The 7,927-nt window shown below is 72.5% G+C and carries 9 protein-coding genes; 6 read left to right on the top strand and 3 right to left on the bottom strand.

Going from position 1 to position 7,927, the window contains the following annotated elements; translation table 11 throughout:
• The first annotated feature begins 53 nt into the window (after positions 1 to 53).
• Positions 54 to 665, top strand: a complete 612-nt coding sequence (locus tag LHA35_RS22085) for a glutathione S-transferase family protein (RefSeq protein ID WP_226612100.1) — start codon at positions 54 to 56, stop codon at positions 663 to 665.
• A gap of 43 nt (positions 666 to 708) precedes the next feature.
• On the opposite strand, the gene LHA35_RS22090 is transcribed toward LHA35_RS22085, so the two are convergent.
• Both LHA35_RS22090 and LHA35_RS22095 read right to left on the bottom strand, forming a co-directional pair.
• Positions 709 to 1,491, bottom strand: a complete 783-nt coding sequence (locus LHA35_RS22090) for a calcium-binding protein (RefSeq protein ID WP_226612103.1) — start codon at positions 1,489 to 1,491, stop codon at positions 709 to 711.
• A 98-nt stretch (positions 1,492 to 1,589) separates the two neighbouring features.
• Positions 1,590 to 2,309, bottom strand: a complete 720-nt coding sequence (locus tag LHA35_RS22095) for a DUF1028 domain-containing protein (protein WP_226612105.1) — start codon at positions 2,307 to 2,309, stop codon at positions 1,590 to 1,592.
• Positions 2,310 to 2,662: 353 nt separating this feature from the next.
• Here LHA35_RS22095 and LHA35_RS22100 point away from each other — a divergent pair, with 353 nt between their 5' ends.
• The 3 genes from LHA35_RS22100 to LHA35_RS22110 all read left to right on the top strand — a co-directional run bounded on the left by LHA35_RS22100 (position 2,663) and on the right by LHA35_RS22110 (position 5,133).
• Positions 2,663 to 3,250, top strand: a complete 588-nt coding sequence (locus LHA35_RS22100) for a calcium-binding protein (protein ID WP_226612106.1) — start codon at positions 2,663 to 2,665, stop codon at positions 3,248 to 3,250.
• A 106-nt stretch (positions 3,251 to 3,356) separates the two neighbouring features.
• A complete protein-coding gene (locus tag LHA35_RS22105; RefSeq protein WP_226612108.1) occupies positions 3,357 to 4,349 on the top strand; it encodes a Bug family tripartite tricarboxylate transporter substrate binding protein in 993 nt (330 codons plus the stop codon).
• Positions 4,350 to 4,356: 7 nt separating this feature from the next.
• Entirely contained in the window at positions 4,357 to 5,133 is a 777-nt protein-coding gene (locus tag LHA35_RS22110; protein WP_226612110.1) for an NUDIX hydrolase, read from the top strand.
• Positions 5,134 to 5,255: 122 nt separating this feature from the next.
• On the opposite strand, the gene LHA35_RS22115 is transcribed toward LHA35_RS22110, so the two are convergent.
• The gene (locus LHA35_RS22115; RefSeq protein WP_226612112.1) at positions 5,256 to 5,447 is read right to left on the bottom strand and encodes a hypothetical protein; all 192 of its coding nucleotides are present in this window, start codon (positions 5,445 to 5,447) and stop codon (positions 5,256 to 5,258) included.
• Positions 5,448 to 5,707: 260 nt separating this feature from the next.
• Here LHA35_RS22115 and LHA35_RS22120 point away from each other — a divergent pair, with 260 nt between their 5' ends.
• Both LHA35_RS22120 and LHA35_RS22125 read left to right on the top strand, forming a co-directional pair.
• Positions 5,708 to 6,595, top strand: coding sequence for a cation diffusion facilitator family transporter (locus tag LHA35_RS22120; RefSeq protein WP_226612113.1), 888 nt, complete (start codon positions 5,708 to 5,710; stop codon positions 6,593 to 6,595).
• Positions 6,592 to 7,674, top strand: coding sequence for an energy transducer TonB (locus tag LHA35_RS22125; protein WP_226612115.1), 1,083 nt, complete (start codon positions 6,592 to 6,594; stop codon positions 7,672 to 7,674). Before LHA35_RS22120 ends, LHA35_RS22125 begins: the two co-directional genes overlap by 4 nt.
• The last annotated feature ends 253 nt before the right edge of the window (positions 7,675 to 7,927 follow it).

Raw genomic sequence — 7,927 nt, forward strand, 5'->3', positions numbered from 1 at the left:
CTTTACGGCCAACCCCGGCGCCGCGACACTGGCGGCGCTGAGGGAGGCAACGCATGCACTTTTACGATTCCGTCGGGCCCAACCCGCGCGTCGTCCGCATGTTCATGGCGGAGCGCGGGATCGAGATCCCGAAGACCACCATCGACCTGCGCGGCGGGGAGAACCGCCAGCCCGCCTACATGGCGAAGAACCCGGCGGGGCAGATGCCCTGCCTGGAACTCGATGACGGTTCGGTGCTGGCCGAGATCACCGCCATCTGCGAGTACCTGGACGAGATCACGCCCGGCACCAGCCTGATCGGCGCGACGCCGCGGGAGCGGGCGGAGACGCGCATGTGGGTGCGGCGCATCGATCTCAACATCGTCGAGCCGATGACGAACGGCTTCCGCTTCGCGGAGGGCCTCAAGCTCTTCCAGAACCGCATCCGCTGCATCCCGCAGGCGGCGGACGACCTGAAGCTGACGGCGCAGGAGAGGCTCGCCTGGCTGGACGGGCAGATCCAGGGGCGGGAGTTCATCTGCGGCGAGCGGCTGACCCTCGCCGACATCCTGCTCTTCTGCTTCCTCGATTTCGGGACGAATGTCGGCCAGCCCCTGAACCCGGAGTTGAAGGCGGTCGGCGCGCATCACGCGCGGATGAAGGCGCGTCCTTCCGCCGCGGCCTGACCACCGGCGGGCTGCGGGACAGGCCCCCCGCAGCCCGCGCTGCTCAGGCAAAGATCACGTCCCGTGCCGTCAGGTGGTGCTCGCCGAGCAGGGTGATGCGCGCATCGACGCCGAGGCTCGCGCTGCCCGGGAGGTGGATCTCCACCTGGGTGTTGCTGCCATCGAATACGCTGCGGACCTGCAGCCGCGCAGGGTCGGTGAAGCCGGTCTCGGCCAGCACATCCACCGGCACGCCCGGCAGGCACGCCGCGAAGGCCGAGAGGTCGAGCCGGTCCTCTCCCGGGGTAAAATCCACGATCACGTCGCCCGGCGTGTCATAGGTCATGATGCGTGCCCTGGCATCCAGCGCGCCGAAGACGAAGACATCCGCCCCGGCCCCGCCGATCAGGGTATCGGCGCCGACTCCGCCTTCCAGCCGGTCATCGCCCGCGCCGCCCGCCAGCAGGTCATTGCCGCCGCCCCCCCGGATCGTGTCTGCCCCGGCGCCGCCGAACAGGATGTCACTGCCATCCGCATCCCGCGCATAGGCTTCGGCATGGGAGCTGCCGGATGCCAGCACGCCCCACCCCAGCAGCAGGTCGTCGCCATGCCCGCCATGCACCATGTCGGCACCATAGCCGGCGTAGACGGTGTCGTTGCCCGCGCCGGCGCCGATCATGTTGCCCTTTGGCGCCGGGCCGGAGGGCGGCTCCGGAAAAATCGCCGGGCGCGGGCCGTCCGGCCCGTCGCCCAGGATCAGGTCATGGCCGGCCCCGGCCAGGATGCAATCGCCATCGGCGGTGCCGTGCAGGGTGTCGTTGCGGCGCGTGCCGGGGAGAAAGGCCATATCTTGCTCCAGACGGGAATACGATACTTCGTATTCACAACCTGAAGTATCCGCTCCCGCTGCGCACGCCACGTTTGCGCGATCAATGTCGCACCCTGTTAACGCCGGAAGCGCAGGGGCACCCCGCGTGCCTTCCACCCCGCCTCGATCAGGTCGATGTCGCACAGCCCGGACGGGTCGGCCTTGCGCGGCGCGTCCTGCAGGAAGGGTGCCCGGACGTCCCGCCAGAGGCCGAGCAGCCGGCGCAACTCCGGCAGCGGCTCCTGGTGGTCGTCCACGCGGAGATTGAGGTCGGGGAAATCCTCGACCGTCGTCATCAGCATGGCAGCGGATTGCCTGCCGCGCCTGTCGCCGCCCGCCGCCTCGCCGGCCTCCATCGCCGCCATCAGCCGCTCCGGCAGGGGCAGGTGGGCGCCGGCGCGGAAGGCGGCCACCGTCTCCTCCACCACCGCCGGGCCGGCCAGCATGTTGCCGGCCACCGAGAAGCCCTCCTCCGGGCTGTCGCCGCACCACTCCACGCAATTCCCGCCGGTCCAGGCGGCGCTGCGGCCATGCCGGTCCACCACATGCACCTGCCGGATGCCCCGCCCCCTGTCGCCCGCGAGCGCCCCCTCGATGGCGTCCGCCGGCGCCAGGCCGCGCTCCAGCCCGTCCAGGATGGCCGGCGCCAGGTAGCGATTGGTGAAGGACTGGGTGGACACCGCCCCGACCCCGGCGCGGAGGAAGGGGCAACTCGCCCCGACGGCGAAATTGCAGGTGGCGACGGCGACGGCGAAGGCGCCCGTCGCCGGGTCATGGGCGAGGATGGACCAGGTCATGCGAAATCCCCTTGGCGTGCAACGGCAGGGTAGTGCAGGCAGCGGGGAATGCGGAGGCGGCTCCCTCCACGATCAGGCAGCGAGAGCCGGGATGGGGAGCCGTGCGGCCCGCCTATCCATGCGGCGCGGCCAACACGCCGGCGGGCGGACATCATCCGCCGATACAAATCATGCAATCTGTTAACTTTGTTAAGATTTGTATATTGAACTTATGGTTGTTTTATGCAAATCGCACACCGCTTCGAGGTTTACGGTGCGACAGGACCAGGGCGGCGGCATGGACCGCGCCAGCTTGGTGTCGCGCTGCGGGAATGCCCGCCGCATGGCGGGCAATGCGGATGACGGGGGACTGAATGACACTGACGATGTTGACCAGCGGCAGCGATCTCTATGACGGTCGCAAATCCACCACTGCGCTCTGGGTCAATGGCCAGGAGGGCAATGACACCATCCTCGGCGGTGCCTTCAACGACACGCTGATCGGCACCTTCGGCGCCGACCGGCTGGATGGCGGTGGCGGGCATGATTCGCTCAGCGGCGGCTTCGGCCAGGACAGCCTGGTCGGCGGCCTCGGCAATGACACGCTCGTCGGTGGCACGGGGGCCGACGTTCTCGTGGGCGGTGGTGGCGCGGATCTCTTCGTGTTCACGCCGGCCTCGACCGGCTGGGCGGCGGCCGGCGGCGGCGATGTCATCCGCGGCTTCGATGGCCTCGGCACCGGCGGCACCCAGGACAGGATCGTCTTCAAGGGCTACTCGCCGGAGGCGCATGTCGAGTTCGCTGGCTATTCCGCAGCGAACCCGCTGCTCCAGTACTACCGGATCTATGACTCGGCCGATTCCGAACCGGCCAGCCAAGTGGATCTGCTGACCATCCAGGTCACCCAGGCGGACAAGGACGCGGGCAGGCTGCTGGTCGCCGGCGACTATAGCTTCGCCTGAGGCGGGAAGGCGCACCGCGGCCGGTCCGGCCGGGGCATGCCGCCGCCCGGTTGCGCCCATCCGGAGGGCGGGGCAGTGTCCCGCCGTCCGGAAGGGGAAAACCATAATGACCAAGGCTGGGGTGATCGGACGGCGCGAGGCCGGGCTGCTGGCGATGGGGGCCGCGCTGGGCCTGCCGCGCGCGGGCCGGGCGCAGGCGGCATGGCCGGACCGTCCCGTGCGGCTCATCGTCCCCTTCGGCGCCGGCGGCGCGGCCGATACCCTCTCCCGCACCATCGCCAATGCCTTTCCGCCGCATGCCGGCGGCCAGACCCTGGTGGTCGAGAATCGCGGCGGCGCAGGCGGCACCATTGCCGGCGCGGCGGTGGCGCAGGCGCGGCCGGACGGCACCATGCTGATGATGGCCGACCTCAGCGCCAATGCCATCGCGCGGGAACTGCAGCCGAGCACCCCCTACGACCCCGCGACCGCCTTCACCCCGATCTGCCATCTGGTGAACCTGCCGCTCGCGCTGGTCGTCCCGGCCTCCCTTCCGGTGAATGACGTGGCCGGCTTCGTCGCCCTGGCGCGGCAGCGCGGCGACATGCCCTATGCCCATCCCGGCATCGGCTATATCGGCCATCTCGCGCAGGAATTCATGAACCGCGAGCTCGGCCTGAAGATGACGCCGGTGCCCTATCGCAGCGGCGCGGAGGTAGCGCGGAGCATCATCGCCGCCGAGACGCAGAGCACCTTCATGACCGTCTCCACCTCGCTCCCCTTCATCCGGGAGGGCAAGGTGAAGGCGCTCGCCGTCACCTCCCGCGCACCCGTCGCGCAGGTGCCCGGCGTGCCGCCGCTGGCCGCGACCCTGCCGGGCTTCGAGGCCATGGTCTGGCATGGCATCCTCGGCCCGGCCGGCCTGCCGGCCGAGATCGTCGCCGCGGCGAACCGCGTCTTCAACGCAGTGGCCGCGGAGCCGGCGGTGCGGGAGGCGGTGCAGACCCGCCAGGCCGGCGAGGTGGTCGGCGGCACGCCGGAGCAGTTCGGCGCCTTCATCCAGGCCGAGAGCGCGCGCTGGACGCCGCTGATCCGTGCCCTTGGCCTGCGTGCGGAGTGAGAATGGGATGACAGACGCGAAACCCCCGGTTCCCGCGCGGCCGGCCGCGACCGTCCTGCTGGTCCGCGACGGCGAGGCCGGGATCGAGGTCTTCATGGTGGTCCGCCACCGGGAGATCGAATTCGCCGGCGGCGCCCTGGTCTTCCCGGGCGGCCGGGTGGAGGAGGACGACAAGGCGCTCGGCGGCGCGGACCCCATGGACGGCTTCCGCATCGCCGGCATCCGCGAGACCTTCGAGGAATGCGGCGTGCTGCTGGCGCGCCCGCGCGGCAGCGAGGCGCTGGTGGATGCGACCCGTCTGCTGGGGATCGAGGCGCTGCACCGCGCGGCGGTGGCGAAGGGCGAGGTGCCGCTCTCGGCCATGCTGGCGGCCGAGGGGCTGGAGCCGGCGATGGATGCCATGGTGCATTTCGCCCATTGGATCACCCCGGCCTCCCGCAGCAAGCGGTTCGACACGCAGTTCTTCCTGGCCGCCGCGCCGCCCGACCAGGTGGCGGTGCATGACGGGCATGAGAGCGAGGACAGCGTCTGGATCCGGCCCCTGCAGGCCTGCGAGGAAGCCAACCAGGGCAAGCGCCGTCTGGTCTTCGCCACCCGCAAGAACCTGGAAAAGCTGGCGCGCTTCGCGACCGTGGCGGAGGCGCTGGCGGCCAGCCGGCAGGCGCGGGTGGTCGCGGTGATGCCGGAGATGGTGCAGACCGAGCTCGGCTGGCGGCTGACCATCCCGGCCGAGGCGGATTACGGCGGCTCGGTCTTCGAGGTGCTGGACGCGCCGGCGATCTAAGGGCGGAGGGACGCCCGCCCGCCGCGGCGAAGCGCATTCCGCGCCGCAGGCCGATCCGCGGGCGGCCGTTGCTGGCGGGGCGGCGTCACGTGCCCTGGCTTTCGCGCCCGTCCGCGATCGCCTCAGGCATCCCCGACGATCTGCACCACCTGCCCGGTCCCGCCGCAATCCGGGCAGGCCGCCGCGTCCCGGCGCCCGCTGCCGTGGCAGGCGGGGCAGGGGACCATGCCGGTCTGGGACGTGCCCGGTGCCGACTGGTCGCCGGGGTTGCGCGGCGGGGTACCGCCATCCACCTTGGCGGAGTCCTGGGCCATGGGTTGCCTCCCCCTTCCATCATCCGTGGAGTCGAACGGGGGAGGCCCCGGGCCGTTCCTGGCGCGCGCAAGCCCCAGGGCGGGGCTGAGGCCGCCGCGCATGACGCGCCGATGACGCGCCGGACAGGGACGGCCGCAGGCCGGGGCGGGCGGCGCCCGTCCGCGCCCCCAGGGGGTTGCCCCGGCCGCGCCGCTCGGGGCATGAACCCCTCTCATCCCCGGAGCTCCGCCGCCTTGGCCGCCCTGTCCGTCGCCCCCTGATGACGCGCGTCCTCCGCTACGCCGCCGCCAGCGTCGCCATCGCCTGCATCGTGCTGGCCCTGAAGCTCGGCGCCTGGTGGCTGACCGGCAGCGTCGCCCTGCTGGCCGATGCGCTGGAGAGCGTGGTGAACGTCGCGGCCGCCGGGGCGGCGCTGCTGGCCGTGCGCTACGCCGCCCTGCCGCCGGATGCCAACCACCCCTATGGCCATGCCAAGGCGGAGTATTTTTCCGCCGTGCTGGAAGGGGCGCTGATCGTCCTGGCGGCCATCGCCATCCTGCACGAGGCCTGGGGCGCCTTCCAGGCGCCGCGCGCGCCGGAGCAGGCGGTGGCCGGCCTGCTGGTCTCGGCGGTGGCGACCGCCATCAATGCCGGCTGGGCCTGGCTGCTCTTCCGGGAGGGACGGCGGGCCCGTTCCCCCGCCCTGCTGGCCGATGCCCGCCACCTGCTGGCCGATGTCGTGACCTCGGCCGGCGTGCTCATCGGTGTCGGCGCGGTGGCGGCCACCGGCCTGCTCTGGCTGGATCCGCTGCTGGCGGCGCTGACCGCGCTCAACATCCTCTGGTCCGGCAGCAAGCTGATGCGGGAATCCGTCGGCGGGCTGATGGATGAGGCGGTGGAGCCCGGGCTGCTGGCCCGCATCCGCGGCGCCGTCTCGACCAGCGCGGAGGGGGCGATCGAGGCGCATGACCTCCGCACCCGCCATGCCGGGCGGCTGACCTTCATCGAATTCCACCTGGTGGTGCCGGGCCAGATGACGGTGGACCAGGCGCATGCCATCTGCGACCGCATCGAGGCGGCGCTGAAGGCCGAGATCGAGGGCGCGACCATCACCATCCATGTCGAGCCCGAGGGCAAGGCCAAGCATCACGGCGTGCTGGTGCTGTGACCGCCCTGGCCCAAGCCGCCCCGATCGCGCCGGCGATGGAGGGGCGCCCCGCCCTGGCCTCCCGCCGGCTGCTGCCGGCCTGGGCGCCGTTCGCCTCCCTGCTGTTGCACGGCGCGGTGCTGGGCGCGGCGCTGTTCCTGCTGCAGCGATCGCCGCCCCCTGCCGCGCCGGGGGAGACGGGCGTCGAGTTCCTCTGGGACCAAGCGGAGGAGGCTTCGCTGGCGACCGGCGAGGCGACGGAGACCCCGGGCCAGCCCGCCACGGTCGAGGGGCCGCCCCCGCCCGAGCCGGCCATGGCACAGCCCCCGCCGTCCGCGCCCATGGCCGCCGCGCCCGCGCCACCCGTGCCGCCACCGGAGGCGCCCGCGCCGCCGCGCGAGGCCGCCCTGCCACCTCCCGACCCGGCGGTGTCCCCGCCGCCGGTCGCCCCTCCGCCACCGGCGCCGGGCAGCCTCGCGCTGGCGCTGCCACCGGTGCCGCCCGATGCGCCCGCGCCGGTGGCCCTGCCGCCGCCCGCCCCGCCAGCCCAGGTGGAGCCCGAGGCGCCCGAGGTCCTGCCCTTGCCGCCGTCCGCCCCGGCAACCGAGGCGGAGCCCGAAACCGCCGAGGCCCTGCCCCTGCCGCCGCCGATGCCCTCGCCGCCGCCGCCGTCGGCCCGTCCGGCCCCAGCCAGGCAGGCCCCGGCCCCGGCGCAGGCCGCCCCCCCGGCGCGGGCGCCCGGGCCGCCACCGATGGCCGCCACGCCCGGCGCCGGCGCGCAGGCCAGCATCGCCGGCGGCAGCCAGGCGCTGGGCCGGGTCTCGCCGCCCGGGCTGCTGGACGGCGTACGCAACCCGGAGCCGGAATACCCCTATCTCAGCCGGCAGCGCGGGGAGCAGGGGACCGTGTCCGTGCTGCTCCGCATCTCCGAGGCCGGCCGTGTGCTGGAGGTCGAGCTGCTGCGGAGCTCGGGCCATCCCACGCTCGACGACTCCGCGAAGCGGGCGGCGCTGCTGTCGCGGTTCAAGCCGGCGATGCGGGACGACATGCCCGTCCCTGGCACGATCCGCACATCCTACCATTTCAGACTGGACCGATAGTCTTACTGTGTCACTTGCTTCTTGGCCGTATACGCTGTTTCTGCAGGCAGCAGGGGCAGCGCGGGAGGAGGTGGACAAGGCCGACGGTGAGGCGGCGGCGAATGCTGGCGATTGAGTGCGGCACGTGGCGCTCAGGCCGGACCGGCACCGCGCGGCTGGAAGCCTTTGGATAGCGCAGGTGTCTTGAGCCGCCGCGCGGTGAAGCGGGATTGAGGGGGGAAAAGGCAGCGCTCGGCCACGAGGAAGCCGTAGG

Origin of the sequence: Roseicella aerolata (genome assembly GCF_020523605.1) — a bacterium.
GTDB classification, from domain to species: domain Bacteria; phylum Pseudomonadota; class Alphaproteobacteria; order Acetobacterales; family Acetobacteraceae; genus Paracraurococcus; species Paracraurococcus aerolatus.

Coding starts and splice junctions, on each gene's coding strand:
- LHA35_RS22085 (WP_226612100.1), top strand. CDS start 54: ATGCACTTTTACGATTCCGTCGGGCCCAACCCGCGCGTCGTCCGCATG.
- LHA35_RS22110 (WP_226612110.1), top strand. CDS start 4,357: ATGACAGACGCGAAACCCCCGGTTCCCGCGCGGCCGGCCGCGACCGTC.
- LHA35_RS22120 (WP_226612113.1), top strand. CDS start 5,708: ATGACGCGCGTCCTCCGCTACGCCGCCGCCAGCGTCGCCATCGCCTGC.
- LHA35_RS22115 (WP_226612112.1), bottom strand. CDS start 5,447: ATGGCCCAGGACTCCGCCAAGGTGGATGGCGGTACCCCGCCGCGCAAC.
- LHA35_RS22090 (WP_226612103.1), bottom strand. CDS start 1,491: ATGGCCTTTCTCCCCGGCACGCGCCGCAACGACACCCTGCACGGCACC.
- LHA35_RS22100 (WP_226612106.1), top strand. CDS start 2,663: ATGACACTGACGATGTTGACCAGCGGCAGCGATCTCTATGACGGTCGC.
- LHA35_RS22095 (WP_226612105.1), bottom strand. CDS start 2,309: ATGACCTGGTCCATCCTCGCCCATGACCCGGCGACGGGCGCCTTCGCC.
- LHA35_RS22105 (WP_226612108.1), top strand. CDS start 3,357: ATGACCAAGGCTGGGGTGATCGGACGGCGCGAGGCCGGGCTGCTGGCG.